Below are 17,389 nucleotides of genomic sequence, written 5' to 3'. Positions count from 1 at the left end.
AAAATGACTAAAGTTATTTTTGCGCTGGTCGATAGTCTGGATACCAGTATTACGATACAAGGCAAAGGTTAAACATGGCAGGTATAGATAATATACGTTCAGGGCAAATGATGACGACAACAAGTCGCGCACCTGCACGTAACGATTCCAATGCTACCAGCACGACAGAATCAAAAAAGGCGCCAGCGCAACAAGACGCAGTATCACTCAGCCAGCAAAGTAAAGCCGTCAGTAAACTCCAGAAGGATATGGCAGCTTCTCCGGCATATGACAGCGCCAAAGTTGCAGCAATCAAAGAAGCTATCACAAACGGTTCATACAAAGTCGATCCTGAAAAATTGGCTGACAACATGATTAAGTTTGAAAACGAATTGCAAGGCAAAAGCTAACTGACTTAGGCCGAAGGTAAGTATTTTATGGCAGCATTAGTCGATCTCGTTAATTTCCAGCTAGAAAATGCTAAGGCACTTTCCGCTGTTTTACGCCAAGAAACACAAGCAATCACGGCGCGTGTCTCTACCGAGATTGAGAACATTGCCAAACAGAAGATGACGCTCATTGATCAGCTCAGAACAACTGATCAGCGAATCGCCTCTCACCCGCACGTCAATCAACTTACTGAAGATGAGCACCTAAGTCAGGTTGTTGCTCAAATCCAATCGATCGTCCTCGACTGTCAACAAGTTAACCAAGTAAATGGCGAATCGCTTAGCCGCGCACAGCTGAGCTTCAATAAACTCAACAACATGCTTCAGCGAACTCATGGCAAAGTTGGCATGACCTACAATGCGGGCGGAAAAACCCACACCATCTCGACGCTTGGCACCAATATAAAAGCTTAAACGTCACTCCTACCCTCAATTCCCGCGCTCACGTAGATATAAAAAAAGCGACTCATTGTTACCAATCAGCCGCTCAAAAAGATTATCTGTCTAGTGAAATGGTTTAAAACAAGGTTTGCTGACGCTTCTCAGGTACCTGCTGAACTTCTCCATAATCACGTAGCTTATCCATCTTACGGATATCCAGACGCAGCTCAGTCACATAACTGTCTTCAACAAGATAACTACGCACAACTTCTGCACCACGAATTACACCATCGACGGCACCAGTGGTGCTTTCAACACCCAAACGCTGGTCTTGCAGCTCTGCACGTCCACTAACACGCATGCCATAAACTTGCTCTGCTAGCTCACGATAAGCATCAATTTTTGATGCGCGCATTGCTCGTACACGCTTTTCTTCTACTGTGCGGCCTGTTTGCTCACTGACGCTGGCGTAACCCACCGCCACTAAGATTTCATCTTGACGCATCTGTTGTAATGGCTGACACCCAACCAATATCAGTGTGGCAACAATAAATAATAACTTCTTCATGCTTCTATCCTATGGACGGAGAATCACAGTGTACGGCTGACGAATGGTAGGGTCAGAACGAATCAACACACCATCTTGTGTGCGGATGCTATTTAACGTATCTAAGTCACGCCCAATACGGTCAGCCGGAAGGAAACCTTGCGCTGTCGCTACAACTACACGGCTTTGCATGCCAACCACGCGTGCATTGACAAGCACTCCGCCCTCTTGGCGCAGCATTGTTCCGGTCAGTACATACTGAATTTGCTGCTCTTGAGCTAAATCTTGCCAATCACGACTTAAAGCAAAATCGCCCTGCTGCGTCACTTGAATAGAGCCCGTAGTTTTGAAATCAACCACTTTAAACCCTCGGCGCTGAAACTGATGGATAAAACCTTCAGAGACCGAGTTACCTAACCAGTTTGTTGCATCCATATTTTGTAGATCAACAAACGAGGTAATCGCAATCGGTGTCCGCGCTGATACTGCCACATTAGAAACCATCAGGTCTTCTGTCATGCTCTCAATGAAAAAGTCCATCGTATGACGCGGACTATCCATCAGCATGAACTGGCTTCCCGAGTAAGGTTCTTTACCATTGTAAATCGGTGAGTACGCGCACGATGTCAGAAGCGTCATCATCGATGCGGCGACAAGCCACTTTTTCATGGTTTGATTCTCCAGATAATCTTAGGTGATACCGTTCTTTATTAATTCCTTTCCAAGAAAGTGAATATTGGAACAGTCTTTGCTTTTCTTTGTTTGCCTAACGAAGAAAAACCCACCAAACTTCACTGAATTTGTTAAAGCAATATTTATACCCGAACGGTTGTAACCAATGAAAAAAATATTAAACAGTCTGTTTTCAATCACTTTAGTGATGCTTGTGCCTTTTAAGGTAATGGCATCTTGGTATGAAGTCACAGGCGTTGCCACCATCGTTTCTTCAGAAGAGACGGCAAGGCTCCATGCGTTGGAAGACGCGCTGTTCAAAGCCGTCAATTTTTCGGGCGCAGATATTGGCAGTATTAGCAACTTGATGCCGCTATTAGAAGAAAGCCGCAACGAATACCAGTTTACCAATCATGAAGTCCGTTACATTTTGGTCGAGTCTGAACGCAAACGTCGCGGTAAAGTCGAGGTAAAAATCCGCGTTGATATTTATCCATCGGCAACGGGTTGCCACACCGATCAATACAAAAAGACAATGCTGGTCGGCAATATTGAGGTCGCATCACCACAACAAGCAGTGATGGGACAAATTTATCAAGTTGGTGACGATTTTAGCCACGTAGTGAACCGCCAACTTGATCAAACCTCACGCAGCTTTGTGTCTGTTGGTACAACGGACTATTCAATAAGCAGCAACTATCCTGCTCGCACTCAAATGATCGCACAAGACAATGGCGCACAATACATCATTGGAGGGGTCATCACCGATCTCACTGCAACGGTCGAATCTCAACTATTGCAAGATGACATCATCAATCGTCAGTTTGCGTTAGAAATAAAAGTATTTGATGGTAAAACTGGCCATGAAATCTTCAACAAAGCCTACCGTGAGGTCGCGCGTTGGCCATTTGCTAAGACGAGTCAAGTGGACACTCGTAGTGCACGTTTTTGGGCATCGACCTATGGCGAGATGATGCTTCGCGTTAGTCGCAATATTATGTTGGATCTGGAGTCGGAGCTATCTTGCAAAATTACACTGCCAGAGGTTGTGGCAGTCTTCGGTAATACCGTAACGATGGATCTCGGCCGTATGCACGGCGTAAAAGAGGGAGACAAATTACAGCTTTGGCACACCGCGTCGTTTATCGACCAAAATGGATTGCCAAGAAACAAAGTCTCGCAAAGCGAAATTACATTAACGGTATCACGCATATACGAACACGAAGCGGAACTGACGATTGATCAGCCAAATTTAGCGTCTAGCGTTCAAATTGGCGACGTAATGAACAAGATCCTATAAAAGCAAACATTAAGTCTTGAGATATGCTCACTTTTGAATATCATAGGCAGCGCATCTTATTTGATTATACCAATGACCGTAGCGAATCGTTCAACGTGATGCTGATACAGATCTGGTAGATTGCTAGATTTGAACTCAGTAAAACAGTGCAATGAACTGCAACTATTGGTATTACGCCCCCATGGCACAGCTGGATAGCGCAGTCCCCTCCTAAGGGACAGGTCGTAGGTTCGAATCCTACTGGGGGCGCCATATCATAGCCTTAGCTCCCACTTGAGCTAAGGCTTTTTTGTATCTTCAATTTCAAGCCTCGCACTGCTCCCCCTAGTACATCGTGTTAGGTAATCTTCCCAGTAATCAATATGATCGGATCGGGTGTTTCGGTTACGAGATAAAACCTTCTACTGATCTGACTTCTTCCCCTTGAAATCATTTCAACAAGCCCTATTTACAGTTTTGTATTTTATTACTTTAATTATCTATGAGTTTTGCTTACCCTTTTAGCTATTAATAAAATTATTAGTTAGCACTATGTCTAAGAGCAATTTAATAACTAACACTGGACACCGCTTTATTTCTAAAGGCAAGACAGCCTTTAAGATACATATCCATACCCCCGAGGATACGGTACTACACCGCTCGGTAGGATTTGTTCGTATTGGAGAAAAGAAAGGCTTACAAAAAGCCATTAAGCTGAGAAACGAGTTAGGCCGGCAAATGTGGGGCAAATTCTGGCGACGTCTTTTGAAAGACCCTTACCTAATGACTAGGCTTCCACATAGCGTTGAGCCTAAAATCGTTCACAAGCCTAACCCTACTCTTGAAAACCCTGACAACCGAGATACGTGTTACATCGCCAAGTGGCGAGAGTTCAATGATGACGGTGAGTATAAATATAAAACGGTGGTTCGCTCTATTAGTAAGTACGGCAAACTTGCCGCCTACATGCAAACCAAAAAAGCGTTGTTAGAAGCACATAAAGATAACTTGGAGATCCTGACATTTATGGGGCGTTTAAACAGCATTGATCTTAAGTAATACCTAGCCACTTTGAACATTTCAGTCAGTTTTTAAAGAGAAATAAAAAGCCCCAAAGAGCGAACTCTTTGGGGCTTTCAGCTTCAGTCTTCTATACTACGGTCGAATAGGAGCTTATTGCTGAACTTGGTATTCAAATTCTGGAACAACGACTTCTACGCGACGGTTTTGTTGACGACCTTCACGAGTGTCGTTTGAAGCGATTGGGTTGTTTTCACCTTCGCCACGAGCTTGGATACGTGATGAATCAATACCTTTTTCAACGAGTGCGTTAGCAACAGACTCAGCACGTTTTTCAGAAACTTTTAGGTTGTAAGCTGCTGGACCAGACGTATCTGTGTAACCTACAACTTCAACGTTCGCTTGTGGGTGCTCGTTTAGGAAAGCAACTAGGTTATCAAGTTTTGCAGCGCTCTCTGGTTTTAGAGTTGTGCTGTTTAGATCGAAGCTACCTGTACCAATTGTTTGAGTTTCGAATGTTTTCGTAACTACAACTGGCTCTTCTACCACTTCTTCTACAACCACTTCTTCAACAACAACTGGCTCTTCTACGATTACTGGCTCATCGTTGCCGCCGAATTTGAAAGAAACACCTAGTGTTGCAGTGTTACCTGTCGCACGAGTTACATCGTTGCTGATGTCAGTCAGTGTTTGGTATTCCGCACGAGCTGTTACGTTTTGGCTTAGGTTGAATTCAAGACCAGCTGCGCCTAGGTAAGAGTAATCATCTTTGCCATCAAACATTACGTAAGCGCCACCCACTTTACCGTAAAGTGCGATGTCTTCAGTGATTGGTAGGCTAAATTTAGGAGCAAGAGTGATTGCTTCTACGTGGCCACCGAAAGAAGTTTGGTTAAAATCACCGATGTTGTCGAAACCCGCTTCTACTGCGAAGTATTTATTCATTTCGTAACCAACAAAAGCGCCAAGAGTAGAATCGTCTTTGTCACAAGCCTGGCCCGCTACACACGCGTCTTCCATCCATGACTTACCCATCTTACCACCAACGTATACTTCTGCTTGTGCTGCTGAAGCCATAAGTAGAGACGCTGAAATTACCGCTGCTAATTTTTTCATTATTGATTCCTCTAAAGAAGTTCTTTTGTTAGATGCCGAAATGCGCCGTCTGACTGACGTTGTATTTCAATTCTTTTTATTCATTCCTTGAGTGAGATACTTAGTCAGCTTCTTTTTATGCACATGCATTTTTTTTATGGAAGCAACTTACGTACATTTCCTGTTCAGTGATACATATCGCCATCTCGGTATCGCTGACGGGATGAACTATAACGCTAAGAAATCGCGAGAAAAATCCCAATTCTGTCAATTTATTGTCATCAAAAATCTCGACAACATGTGATCTTAAGCAAAAAAATCCCCACGCAATCACGACGCAAACGTTTGCTTTAATTTTTGGAACAACATAGCTAAAGCAAAGATTTTTCTTAAAAATGAGACAAATAAAATGGAACTTTAAGGAACATGGATAAAAATCAATCAGATATTTGATATATAATCGCTAATTTTTTATTCACGCCAACGATATTTGGATTAAAAAATCTTATCCATATTGAGGTAAATTACAGGTGAAACCATCTCTTCATTCACCAATATGAGAGAAAGTTTCTCGTTATCTAAATTGAAGATACAAAAAAGCCGCGGTTGCTCACCGCGGCTTTGTGACTATTTATTCAAAAGAACGTTCAGTTCAAAAAGCAATTATGCGTTTGCTTCACGCTCAGCAATGAACTCAAGCGCCATCTTAATGCGAGCAATACAACGCTCTTTTCCAACCAGCTCCATTACTGCATCGACAGAAGGAGACTGACCGCCGCCTGTTACAGCAACACGTAATGGCATACCGATTTTGCCCATGCCGATTTCCAACTCTTCACATACTGCTGCGATAACGCCATCTTTGATGTTCGCTGTCGTCCACTCAGTTAGTGCTTCCACTTTCGCTAATGCAAGTTCTAGAGGCTCTTTAGCCACGCCACGTAGATGTTTCTTCGCTGCGCCCGCTTCAAACTCAGAGAAATCTTCATAGAAGTAACGGATTTGCTCAGCTAGCTCAACTAGCGTGTTGCAACGCTCACCCACTAGCTTGATCACGTCAGTGATAGCAGGACCATTCGTTACGTCTAGTTTTTGTTGATCTAGATGCCATTGTAGATGCTCAGCAACGTACGCAGGATCTGAGTTCTTGATGTAGTGGTTGTTCAACCATTGCAGTTTGTCAGTGTTAAAAGCAGACGCTGACTTAGATACTGCGTTTAGGCTAAATAGATTGATCATCTCTTCTTGAGAGAAGATTTCTTGGTCACCATGAGACCAACCAAGGCGCACTAGGTAGTTGTTTAGTGCCGCAGGCAGGTAACCCATATCGCGGTATTGCATGACTGATACAGCGCCGTGACGTTTAGACAGTTTCGCGCCGTCATCACCCAGGATCATTGCACAGTGTGCAAATGTAGGTACTGGCGCACCTAGTGCTTCGTAGATGTTGATTTGACGAGGGGTGTTGTTGATGTGGTCTTCGCCACGAACAACGTGAGTGATACCCATGTCCCAGTCATCCACTACTACACAGAAGTTGTAAGTAGGTGAACCGTCAGTACGACGAATGATTAGGTCATCCATTTGATCGTTGCGGATTTCAATGCGACCACGGATTTGATCATCAAATACTACGCTGCCTTCTTTCGGGTTACGGAAACGGATAACACATGGATCGCCATCTTTTGCCGCTTCGTTTGCTGCTTTGATTTTTGGATGGTTAGCATCGTAGCGAGGCATTTCTTTATTTACTTCTTGCTCTGCACGGATTTCATCTAGCAGCTCTTTAGACGCGTAACATTTGTAAGCTTTGTCTTCAGCAAGAAGCTTATCAACCATTTCGTTGTAACGGTCAAAACGTTGAGTTTGGTAGTAAGGACCTTCATCCCACTCCAAGCCTAGCCATTCCATGCCTTCAAGAATTGCATCAACCGCTTCCTGAGAGTTACGCTCAAGGTCTGTATCTTCGATACGTAGAACGAATTCACCACCTTGGTTTTTAGCGTATAGCCAAGAGTAAAGTGCAGTACGCGCACCACCAACGTGTAGATAGCCAGTTGGGCTAGGAGCAAAACGAGTTTTAACCGTCATTTGAGTTCCTTAGGGGTAATGAGCAACGAGAGATCTCTCGTTGTAATGTCAAGGATAAAAGTGGCGACATTTTACCACCGTAAGTCAATTCTACAATCGGTTTGACAACAGAAATAAAAACAGGGCAGAACCAAAAAGGCACAGCCCTACTATTTACTGTTAAAGCACAAGACAAAATTACTTCAGGTTACGCATTGCCCATTGCATAAATTCTTGCTGCTCTTCACGGCTCAATTCATTAAACGATGCTTTGATTGTTTTGGTTTCCGCTGGAGAAGACGCAATGCTTGCCTTGGTCGATTCTTTATTCATTGCGTTGTTATAGTCGGCAACTTCTCGTTCGTAATCACGAAAACCTTGCAAACCACCTTTACGAAGTTGAACCATAGAGAATGCCACTTCTTTTCCGTTTTTGTCTTTCAATACCACTTTAGGATCGAGTTCGAAGGCTCTCGCCTCTTCAATAGTACGGAATGTTTGATAAGTCATAGAAAGCTCGGTGTCTTTTTCTGCATCAAACTCTAATACAAGTGGCTGCGAATCGAATTTACGGCGCTTTCCATCTTCAAATACGATTTGTCCAACCGTTACCGCTAATTGGTTTTCCCCATCCTTTAACTCGATGCTGTTGTTCTTGGATATCCACTCAGGGTAGACGAACTCGCCGTTGAGAACGCGAGGAACTAATTCAGATTGCAGAGTGAGTTGAGCAGCAAAAGCTGGCGCCGAAAGCATTGCGCAAAGTCCGAGAAGTGTCGTTGTTTTTTTCATCATGGTTTCTCACTTTATACCAATTTAGATAAGCCTCTAAAACTTACAGGCCAGTCATTTCAAAGGCTTATTTGAATAAGTATCAAGATAAAAAGGGCGTTTCCGCCCTTTTAGCTGCTTCTTTAGCTAGAAGTAGTATTCAACACCTACAGAGAACTCGTCGTAGTCAGCAGACTTCCAACGTGCTTCTGTTGGTTTATCTAATTGAGACGCACCGTCGCCAAAGTCTAGAGTACGAGCACGTACGTACAGCACTGCCGATGGGTCTACGAAATACATAACTTGTGCTGATAACACATCGTCCGCTGTATCGTTAATTTTCTTACCATCACGCTCGAGATCAAAGTTAGCGGCGTAAGCCAGTTTGTATTGCCAATCACCCGTGGTGTACATGATAGCGGCAGACATTGCATCTTGCTTTTCACTCACACCATTGCTTGCGTCCGCTTCCATGTATTTGTATTGCGCAAAGAAAGAGATCCCGTTATCAAACCAGCCTTGTGCCCCTACCAAGTACGTGTTGTTTTCCCACGTTTGGCTTTCCATCTTGATATTACGGTTACCTTCATATGCCGCATCTAACTGGATAGGACCAATTTTGTAGTGTGCTGCGATACCACCCCAGTAGTCATCCCCTTCACCTAGACCTGCTTTATCACCTGCACCAGCTGCGATATCTAGGGAGAATTTGTCAGCAAACATTGGAGAGTCCCAGCGGATAGTGTTTGATTGACGGTCTTGGTACTTGGCGCCACCAATAGCACCACCCCAGTCGTATACATCGCCGAGACCAGGGTTAGATGCTGGCCAGTCAACCAATTCGTACATAGGTGTCAAAACGCGACCCAGACGAATTTGACCCCAAGATGCACTTTCAAAACCGACGAATGTGTCACGTTCACCAAGACCTGCGCCCTCGCCACCAAAGCTAGGGTCTACATAACCGCCTTCGATTTGCCAAATAAAAGTAGGGTCGAAGTTAGCAAATTGTTTTTTACCACGGAAACCAATACGAGATTCGTTGTTTAGCTGCATGCCACCCAAATCATCGTCCGTTGCTTTGCTACCAGAATCGTAATCGCGGTACGCGGCCTGCATCGCGATGATTCCGTAAACTTCATAAGAAAATGAATCTTTGGTTAGAAACTCTTTTGCTGCGTCACTGTTTGCACCATCAGCAAATGCAGCACCACTGAACATCATGCCGGTAATTGCCGTGGCAAGTAGGCTTTTCTTTAGGTAAGACATTATAAACCCCTATATTTTTAGTTTTTTCCATTTTCAAATTCACTAACTAGGACATGGCAGGAACTTGAAACAGTGTTTGGACGGGGCAAATATGACAAACTTTTTTCGCACTAAAAAACTTTCCCTACAGCAATCTGAGCGACTTCAAAATGAGAAGATCAAAAATAAAATAAATCAATAAAAAACAATTAGTTAACATCAAATATAAAAAATAAAAAACGTTAAAAGTACGTTTTGACACTGAACTGACATTGAGAGCATCTAAAAAACGTGAGCGACTTCATTCATCTTTTAGGTGTTTTAACGGAACTTTATATTCAAAGAGAAAAAACCTTGAGATCACTCGCAAGTAAAATGACCGTGCACTTGTGGGATTCGAGAGATTTTGACGAAATTGTTGTGAGTAGCAAATGGGTATTGACCTTACCCTTGCAGGAAGGTTTAAGCTCATAGCATCACTACTATTGAGGTGCAGATTATGTATCAGTTAGTTATACCTTTATCAGGGCTCAACTGCATGGGCTGTGCGAGAAAAGTTGAGAATGCTTTACATGCGAATCACGATGTGGAGATCCTCAATTTGTCCCCGACGCAAGTAGAGGTCAAAACCGAGTCTTCTCTTAAAGAGCTCGTCTCGTCGATTGAATCTCTTGGTTACCAAGCAGGAAATCACTACGAACTAAACCTTTCAGGCTTAAGCTGTGGCGGTTGCGTCAAAAAACTTTCATCTTTATTAGAATCTAATCAAGACGTTATTTCTTTTGAGGCTTCAACAACGCACTTAGAGATTCGTACCCTCCTCTCCGAGCAACAAGTGATCGACTTAATAGCAACACTCGGCTATACCGCCAACCTTGATTCTGTTGAAGTAGAGAACGAAAGCTCACCAGAGACCGAACAGGTAGAAAAGCAAAGCAATATTAAAGATACGCAGGTGCCACCAGCGAGTATTCAATTGCAAATGCTGATTCAAGGCATGACGTGTGCGAGTTGCGTATCTTCAGTAGAGAAAGCACTTACTAACGTAGAAGGCGTTGAGAAAGCACAGGTCAACCTTGCAGAACAAAGCGCACTAGTATTCGCAAGCCAAGACTCTGATGACCTCCTTAACGCAATTGTTGAATCGGTAAAACAAGCCGGTTACCAAGCAGAGATCCTACAAGACGCCGCAACCCAGCAAGAAAAGCAAGCACAGCAACAACGTCAGCAACAAAAACGCTTTAAACTGGATGCTATTGCTGGCCTTGTCGTCGGTGCCCCTTTAATGATTTGGGGCGTAGCTGGCGGCAATATGATGATTCGCAACACCAACGACCAATTAGCTTGGGGCGCGATCGGTATCGTATGTTTACTCCTTCTTGCCACAGCAGGGAAACACTTCTTCAGTAACGCTTGGTTAGCAGCTACTCACAAGCGCGCCACCATGGACACGTTAGTCGCGCTCGGTACTGGCGCAGCGTGGTTCTATTCGATGCTTGTGGTGATTTTCCCAGACTGGTTCCCTCTTGCTTCACGCCACGTGTACTTTGAAGCGAGTGCAATGATCATCGGCTTAATTTCTCTTGGGCACTATATAGAAGCAAAAGCCAAAGCAAACACAACACGTTCCTTACAAGCGTTGATTAACCTGCAACCTCAGCAAGCTACGGTAATTACGGAACAAGGCGACCAACAAATCGCGGTTGAGCAAATCACGTTAGGCATGAAACTGCGTATCAAACCAGGCGAGAAAGTGCCTGTTGATGGTGTTGTGATTCAAGGTGAATCATACATTGATGAGTCGATGCTCACTGGTGAACCAGTACCAGTATTAAAAGCGCAAGAGGCTCAAGTGTCTGCTGGGACATTAAATACCGATGGTGGATTAGTCATTGAGGCAACGGGCATTGGCGCAAATACCATGCTGGCTCGTATCATCCGCATGGTGCGCACAGCGCAAAGCAGTAAGCCAGCCATCGCGAAACTGGCAGACCAGATTTCATCGGTGTTTGTCCCTGTCGTTGTTGGCATAGCAATACTGGCCGCGCTCGTTTGGTTTGCCGTTGGTCCAGAGCCAAAAGCGAGTTATATGCTGGTGGTCACCACAACCGTCCTGATCATCGCCTGCCCTTGCGCTCTAGGCTTAGCAACCCCACTTTCTGTCACGGTGGGAGTGGGTAAAGCCGCAGAGCTCGGCATTCTGATCAAAGACGCCGACGCCCTTCAATTGGCAAGCAAAGTCGACACGGTTGTATTCGACAAAACTGGCACGCTTACCCAAGGTAAACCTAGCGTTCAGCAAGTGTTTACTCACGCCACCAGCCAAGAAGATCTATTGGCTTTAGCGTATGCGGCAGAGCGTCAGTCTGAGCACCCACTGGCAAAAGCGGTATGTGATTACGCCAAACGACACGACGCAAAGGATGTCTCATTAGACAAGTTTGAGAACGTTCGCGGGCGCGGCATTTGGGCGACGTATCAAGATAAACCGCTGCTCATTGGTTCGCTTCAATTTATGCAAGCAGAGAACGTCGAGACCAGCGCACTAAAACCCGCCATCGATGAATGCGCAAAAAATGCGTGGACTCCGGTAGCTGTGGCATTGAACGGCGAACTGATCGGTCTGATCGCCATTGCCGACCCGATCAAATCAGATGCGAAACAAGCGCTCTCTGCATTAAAATCGCAAGGCATCAAAACGGTAATGCTGACGGGCGATAACCAACACGTTGCCAATGCTATCGGCCAAGAACTTGGTATTGATGAAGTGATTGCCCAAGTAATGCCAGATGAGAAAGCTCAGCACATTGAGCAACTTCAATCTCAAGGACATGTCGTGGCAATGGTGGGGGATGGCATTAACGACGCCCCTGCTCTCGCGTTATCCAACCTAGGTATTGCCATGGGTAGCGGCAGTGATGTCGCCATTGAAAGTTCGCAAATGACCATCCTGAACACGTCACCAATGGCGGTAGTACATGCGATTGAACTCTCTCGCGCTACACTTAAAAACATGAAGCAAAACCTATTTGGTGCCTTTGTTTACAACTCGTTGGGTATTCCAGTTGCCGCTGGCGTGCTTTACCCAGCGTTTGGATTTTTGCTCAGTCCTGTTGTCGCAGGAGCGGCAATGGCACTGTCTTCAATTACTGTCGTTAGTAATGCAAATCGACTACGACTGTTTTCAGTAAAGTAACCACTTCTTTTTGAGGGTATTATGAAGTTGAAACTATTGACCTTTGCAATGCTTGCGACCGTGTCCGCCAACGTATTGGCAGCCGATGTCATTAACCATAAATCGCCATACTGTGGCTGTTGTGGAGAATGGACAAAACACATGGAAGAGAACGGCTTTACGGTCGAAGAAAAATTGCACGATGACATGAACGCCATCAAACGCGATCTAGGCATCAAGAATGAACAGCTTTACTCTTGCCACACGGCAGAGATCAACGGCTATCTGTTTGAAGGTCACATTCCAGCCGAAGACATTAAAGCGTTTTTGAAAAATCCACCACGTAACGCAAAAGGCCTATCAGTACCGGGCATGCCAATGGGCTCCCCTGGTATGGAATATGGCGACAAAAAAGACAGCTACACCGTTTACGCCTTTAACGAAAAAGGCCAAGTGTTCGAATATAGCCACCACGAAGGCAACGGCAAATAAAAACAAAGCCCAGCGAGACAAACCGCTGGGCTTTTTCTTAATGGACAGTTAAGACAAATATAAAATTAGAAGCCGTAAGAGGCACCAAATACAAAAGCATTATTCACTAGGCTGTCACCACTCGCGTTTTCTGCACCGTGTGCTTGACTACGGAACTCAAAGTAAGGTTGAACACCTTTACGAGTCCACGTTGCACGAAGCTCGTGGTCCATGGTTTCCGCTTCAATCATGTAGACGTTGTTGTAGCTTAGCGTCACATCCTCATTCATCACGTAACCGATGCGGTTGTCCATGCGGTAATCTGTATCCGCATCTGCGTCTGTCGCATCAATGTGCGCACGAGTACGGTTACTTAAGGAGATGCCGTTATCGAAGTTGTAACCGATCTTAACCAATGGACGGTACTGTACATTCTCGCCAGCAGAGAACAGGTGTTGGTAACCAGCGGCAACCCATAAATGATCGGTAATATTAAATGACTGCTCACCACCCACAGTGATTGCTGGTGTTGTGTTACCTGCGCCACCGTTTTCTGTTTCCAGTTTACCCAACTGAATACCATCAAATTCGGTGTAAACCGTAAAGCCGCCGAATTGGTTATCAAAAGTATGACCAGCTTCCAGTGTAGACGTAACGTCCGAACCATGAATTCGACCATCATCGTGGAATTGAACATTACCTGTTACGTAAGAAGAACCAGCAAAAGCGCTAGAAGCGAAAGCGAGAGAAAGAGCACTCAGTGCAAAAATGTTTTTCATAATTACTGCCTTTATTTATTCACGTTATGCGATAGTTTTAGAGGGCATCTCTTCCCTTTTATCGCAAACTTTGGAATGTGCCTCCTTGGCGTTCGCAATATTGTTTCAATTAATTCGCGATGGAAAATAAAACATTTTAAAAAGTGATCTTGTTCAAACCGACGCTCAACAACCCTGATAAAAACATGGAAAATACAGGCACTTATCGTATTTTTATAAAATTATTCAAAAAATAGAAGTGTGATCGTAAACAGATAATTTATTGATATTCAGCATATTAAGTCGATCCAGTTCACAATAACCTTGACCATTACAACCCAAAACTTATTTATCAATGAAAAATAATTAGACATCGATCACGCTTAATTTCCTTAAAAAATAAAGAAAGCCCCAACATGATGTTGAGGCTTTGCCAAAAAATTAACTTACAAGAATTGAGTTATTTCACGCTGGTCACTCGACTTGCTTTCTCACCGGTTGCTGACACGGAACGGATAAACACTTCACCTTTCACATTTGGACGAGCATTATCTGCGTAAGTTAGCCAGTTCTTGCCGTCTAGAGAGTATTGAAGCGTCACCCCTGGGAACTGAACGTTCATTGCTAGCTTGCCATCTTCTACTTTCGCACCTGGTACAGGCAGGCGGTAGTCGATACCTGATTTTTCTAGCTTAGCCAGTTCACGTTGGCCAAGTACGTTCGCAAAGCGGTTGTAGTCTTGGTTTAGCGCGACTTTGTCTACTAGGTTAGAGTTTTGCGAGTATTCAACACCCACTTTGTAGTCGTTTTCCCAATCAGCACGGTGCCATGCACGCTCAGCGGCTGCTAGTACGCGAGGGAATACCATGTACTCGTATTGCTCGTCGTTACGTACTGTCTCAGACCACAGCTGTGCTGATAGACCATAGAAAGGTTTCGCTTCGATTTCACCTTTACCAGTGAAGCCGTTACCATCGCGGTCTACAGAGGTTTCTGCGTTCTGAGGCATGTTCTCTGGTGCAAAACCAAACATCTTACGAGTATCTGTTGCACGCGTCGCCCAGTAGTAACCACGCTCTTTCGGGTCAACTTCGTACGGCATGTCCATGTATACGTAGTCTGGGTTAGAAACGATAACGTCGTAACCTTTCTTAGACCATTCGTACACTGATGATGTGCCACCCCAGTAAAGAACGTCCCAGAAGTTAACACGCGTGTTTTCTGTTGCGAACGCTTTCTCACCTTCACTGTACTTAAGGCCATCTTGCCAAGCTTGGAAGTTTGGAATGCCTTTCTCTGCCACCATCTTCGACACTTCTTCTGCAAAGTGGCTTGGTAGATGAGCAAAATCGCTTACCGTACCGTCTGCAATTAACGCCTGACATTGTGGTGACTGTGCGAATGGCTTGTCTTGCTTAGACAAATCAATGTTACCCTTCCAGCTTACTTTGTCTTCTGCGTTGATGTCTTGCAGACCAGCGCCTAGCTTGATGTTCTTCGCTTCGTCACCACCAAAGTGCCATGTTGTTAGCGGCGTGCCCGCTTCTTGGTGCATTGCTGCTACTTCTGAAATCACTTTATCAACAAAGCGAGTTGAAGATTCCATACATGGGTTGATGAAGCTTTGCTTGTTGTAGAACTGAACCGTCGTTACGTTCGATGTATCTTGAGGATCCATCAGGCGATACTCGTTCGCTTCTGCTTCTTTACCTTCTTCCATTAGACGGTCGTAACGTGCTTCCATTGATACCACTGCTGCACGAGCGTGTGCTGGCATATCGATTTCAGGAATCACTTCGATGTTACGCGCTTTCGCGTACTTCAAGATGTCCACGTAGTCTGCTTTGCTGAAGAAGCCAGAACCAAAGTTGTCTGTCGTTGCGCCTGAGCCAAGCTGAGGCAGTAAACAGCTTTTCTCTTCCAAATCGAAACAACGGTTAGCACCCACTTCAGTCAGCTCAGGCAGACCCGGGATTTCTAAACGCCAGCCTTCATCATCCGTTAGGTGAAGGTGTAGTTTGTTCATCTTGTACGCGGCCATTTGGTCAAGCGTTGCAAGAATCGCGTCTTTAGAGTGGAAGTTACGAGCCACGTCCACCATCACACCACGGTAATCAAAACGCGGCGCATCTTTAATAGACAGTTGTGGTAGAGAATCAGCATTTTGGCTATCTACCAGGCCAAAGATAGATTGTACTGCGTAGAAAACACCTGCTTGGTCAAACGCTTTAATCGCAATACCGTCGCCTTTGATGCTCATTTCGTAAGCACCAGATTTTGCCAATTCACCGGTGAAGTCTGCAGGAACAACAGTGATGCTTACAGGAAGATCACCACGAACATCCACACCTACCACTTCTGCACGACCTTGAATTGCTGCGTATTGAGTCGCATCGAATGCGTCTTTAGGCAGCGCAATACCCGCCGCGATATCTACCGTACCTTTACCTGCTTCAACAGACATTGGCGTTGGTAGTAACGTGGTTGATACGTCTTGTTTTGCTAGATCTTCGTTCTTCTCGAAACGAGACACAGCGCTCGCAAATACGTTGTTGTCATCTGGCGTACGTTTTAGGTTGTTACCCTCAAGGCCAGTCACGAAAGATGCAACGTCTTCTGTGTTAAGAGAAGCGATCATCTTAGGCTCTGCATTTGGTGCAGCAACGAAAGCGCCTGGCATGAAGTCAGTTTCAAATAGCTGCCAGTATTCAGCAACAAGAGGAAGCACAACCTCTTCACCCGCAGCAAAACCATCAAACTTATCTGTTGGTTCTAGTTTGTGTAGATCACCCGTTACGCGAGAGATTTTGAACTGTTCGTTTTCAACATCCAGAATCAGACGAATGCTGTGGAAGTAAATAGCCCAATCTTTTGAGTCAACCGCTTCACCTTGGTTAACCAGCGTCATGTTTACCTTGTTACAAGACGCCCACTCAGCCCCTAAGTCCTGACAAGCAAGACCTTCGTTTGCACCGTGGTTAGTCAACACTTGGTATTGAATATCAAGATTATTAGCCAACGAATTTACAACTTGTTGTTCAGAGCTTTTCAGCGCAGAGCAACCTGCTAATGTAGTGATAACAGAAACAGCAATCAGACTAGGTTTAAACATCTTACTTCCCCAAAAAAGTCAGTGGTTCAAAACGACAATGATAAAAATCTCGGCCCCTCAAATGCGAGGTACCTAACCGTTACATTCAACATACAACCTGTTATTTCTAAGCGTAAAATAAATAGAAATAGGAAGTGATCCAGTTCAAAAAATGACACTCAGCAAAAACAATAAAAACCTAATTTTCATGGAGTTACAATACACGTCAAAATCGAACAACTTGTTTTGACGAGTTTGCTGCGATCTAGGTCACTTATATTCATGAGTTACGACTGATTTTGTAAGATTTGGATCACGCCTAATTATTTTGTGAACCATTAGTAAGCGAATTACCTATTTACCTTTCGTGAAGTGACTCTCAT

The 17,389-nt window shown here is 44.5% G+C and carries 14 protein-coding genes and 1 tRNA gene; 7 read left to right on the top strand and 8 right to left on the bottom strand.

Annotated elements, in window-relative coordinates:
* The first annotated feature begins 74 nt into the window (after nt 1–74).
* Together flgM and R7Q09_RS22105 are read left to right on the top strand one after the other, a co-directional pair.
* Nucleotides 75–389, top strand: a complete 315-nt coding sequence (flgM, locus tag R7Q09_RS22110) for a flagellar biosynthesis anti-sigma factor FlgM (RefSeq protein WP_005382018.1) — start codon at nt 75–77, stop codon at nt 387–389.
* A 27-nt stretch (nt 390–416) separates the two neighbouring features.
* Nucleotides 417–842 (top strand): flagella synthesis protein FlgN, encoded by a 426-nt coding sequence (locus R7Q09_RS22105; protein ID WP_005382015.1) that lies wholly within the window; start codon nt 417–419, stop codon nt 840–842.
* 103 nt (nt 843–945) lie between these two features.
* Here the strand turns inward: R7Q09_RS22105 and flgP are convergent, their stop codons facing one another.
* Together flgP and R7Q09_RS22095 are read right to left on the bottom strand one after the other, a co-directional pair.
* Nucleotides 946–1,377, bottom strand: a complete 432-nt coding sequence (flgP, locus tag R7Q09_RS22100) for an LPP20 family lipoprotein (protein ID WP_213898982.1) — start codon at nt 1,375–1,377, stop codon at nt 946–948.
* A gap of 9 nt (nt 1,378–1,386) precedes the next feature.
* On the bottom strand, nt 1,387–2,025 hold the full coding sequence (locus R7Q09_RS22095; RefSeq protein WP_005382013.1) for a FlgO family outer membrane protein: 639 nt from the start codon (nt 2,023–2,025) through the stop codon (nt 1,387–1,389).
* Nucleotides 2,026–2,194: 169 nt separating this feature from the next.
* On the opposite strand from R7Q09_RS22095, the gene R7Q09_RS22090 reads away from it, so the two are divergent.
* The 3 genes from R7Q09_RS22090 (at nt 2,195) to R7Q09_RS22080 (ending at nt 4,366) form a co-directional block, all read left to right on the top strand.
* On the top strand, nt 2,195–3,328 hold the full coding sequence (locus R7Q09_RS22090; RefSeq protein ID WP_213898981.1) for a flagellar assembly protein FlgT: 1,134 nt from the start codon (nt 2,195–2,197) through the stop codon (nt 3,326–3,328).
* 175 nt (nt 3,329–3,503) lie between these two features.
* Nucleotides 3,504–3,580: transfer RNA gene (locus R7Q09_RS22085), tRNA-Arg, on the top strand.
* A 279-nt stretch (nt 3,581–3,859) separates the two neighbouring features.
* Nucleotides 3,860–4,366 (top strand): hypothetical protein, encoded by a 507-nt coding sequence (locus R7Q09_RS22080; protein WP_005382011.1) that lies wholly within the window; start codon nt 3,860–3,862, stop codon nt 4,364–4,366.
* A gap of 114 nt (nt 4,367–4,480) precedes the next feature.
* Here R7Q09_RS22080 and R7Q09_RS22075 read toward each other — a convergent pair whose 3' ends face one another.
* From R7Q09_RS22075 to chiP, 4 genes are all read right to left on the bottom strand, one after another.
* Nucleotides 4,481–5,443 carry an OmpA family protein gene (locus tag R7Q09_RS22075; protein ID WP_005382010.1) on the bottom strand — a complete coding sequence of 321 codons (963 nt, stop codon included), beginning with the start codon at nt 5,441–5,443 and terminating at the stop codon, nt 4,481–4,483.
* A 642-nt stretch (nt 5,444–6,085) separates the two neighbouring features.
* Nucleotides 6,086–7,513 (bottom strand): glutamate--tRNA ligase, encoded by a 1,428-nt coding sequence (gltX, locus tag R7Q09_RS22070; RefSeq protein ID WP_318071206.1) that lies wholly within the window; start codon nt 7,511–7,513, stop codon nt 6,086–6,088.
* Nucleotides 7,514–7,690: 177 nt separating this feature from the next.
* Nucleotides 7,691–8,287 carry a DUF2057 domain-containing protein gene (locus R7Q09_RS22065; RefSeq protein ID WP_199267687.1) on the bottom strand — a complete coding sequence of 199 codons (597 nt, stop codon included), beginning with the start codon at nt 8,285–8,287 and terminating at the stop codon, nt 7,691–7,693.
* 123 nt (nt 8,288–8,410) lie between these two features.
* Nucleotides 8,411–9,532: a chitoporin gene (chiP, locus tag R7Q09_RS22060; protein ID WP_005382007.1), complete on the bottom strand. Its 1,122-nt coding sequence runs from the start codon at nt 9,530–9,532 to the stop codon at nt 8,411–8,413.
* A gap of 478 nt (nt 9,533–10,010) precedes the next feature.
* Between chiP and R7Q09_RS22055 the strand changes: the two genes are divergently transcribed.
* Both R7Q09_RS22055 and R7Q09_RS22050 read left to right on the top strand, forming a co-directional pair.
* A complete protein-coding gene (locus R7Q09_RS22055) occupies nt 10,011–12,707 on the top strand; it encodes a heavy metal translocating P-type ATPase (protein ID WP_262681805.1) in 2,697 nt (898 codons plus the stop codon).
* A 21-nt stretch (nt 12,708–12,728) separates the two neighbouring features.
* A complete protein-coding gene (locus R7Q09_RS22050) occupies nt 12,729–13,178 on the top strand; it encodes a DUF411 domain-containing protein (RefSeq protein ID WP_151514570.1) in 450 nt (149 codons plus the stop codon).
* A gap of 65 nt (nt 13,179–13,243) precedes the next feature.
* On the opposite strand, the gene R7Q09_RS22045 is transcribed toward R7Q09_RS22050, so the two are convergent.
* On the bottom strand, nt 13,244–13,936 hold the full coding sequence (locus R7Q09_RS22045; protein ID WP_005382004.1) for an oligogalacturonate-specific porin KdgM family protein: 693 nt from the start codon (nt 13,934–13,936) through the stop codon (nt 13,244–13,246).
* Between the two features lie 439 nt (nt 13,937–14,375).
* Nucleotides 14,376–17,027 carry a beta-N-acetylhexosaminidase gene (locus R7Q09_RS22040; protein WP_318071205.1) on the bottom strand — a complete coding sequence of 884 codons (2,652 nt, stop codon included), beginning with the start codon at nt 17,025–17,027 and terminating at the stop codon, nt 14,376–14,378.
* Nucleotides 17,028–17,389: the final 362 nt, after the last annotated feature.

This window comes from Vibrio sp. 2130-1, assembly GCF_033339515.1.
The sequence above is the reverse complement of the archived record's forward strand: the minus strand, read 5'-3'. Positions and strand labels throughout refer to the sequence as shown.